Annotated in this window: 1 protein-coding gene; it reads right to left on the reverse strand. The window is 37.7% G+C overall.

Annotated elements, in window-relative coordinates; all coding sequences use genetic code 11:
* Positions 1-623: mucin-binding protein (locus AX662_RS10640; protein ID WP_443030979.1), on the reverse strand; the 623-nt coding region annotated here is incomplete at both ends.

The following is a 623-nucleotide window of genomic DNA, read 5'->3' on the forward strand; positions in this document are numbered from 1 at the left end:
GGTTTGACCTGTTGTTTGATCAACGTACGTGATGACTGCTTTTTGATCTGCTTTAACATAAACAATCTTCGTATCTTGTGAAATTCGATCTGGATCACTTTCATCATTTGGTTCAATAGTTTTATCAACAATATTGTAACCCCATGCTTGTGGTTGTTCTTCCTTAATCACATATCCTGTTGGTGCATCTGGAATTTTAGTTTCTGCTGCTTCTCTAGGATTTGATGGATTATTGTTGTATGTTACAGAACTTGAATTAGGAATAACATTTCCATCTTCATCTACCTGAATAATCTTACCAAGTGGTTTATAAGTTACAACATCTTCGGCATTAGGATTGGTAGGAGTGACTGTTTTACTACCTGCTTCAGACTTGTCAGCGTAGTAACCAGAAACTACTGGAACACTTTCCCTACCGTAAGTATGACTGTTTTCAGTCCATGTTGTTGTACCATCAGCTTGATTCTTCTTACCTGTGAAAGTATAGTCATTTTGAATCTTATCCGAAGGCACCTGAGCTTTACCATCTGTACTTGTGTACTTAACAGTTTGTTTTGTTGGTTGCGTCACATCATTTGTTTTTGGTACATAGATGATTGGCGTATCTTCCCCTGGCTTGTCAG

It is taken from the genome of Streptococcus sp. CCH5-D3 (assembly GCF_001556435.1).
Taxonomy (GTDB): Bacteria; Bacillota; Bacilli; order Lactobacillales; family Streptococcaceae; genus Streptococcus.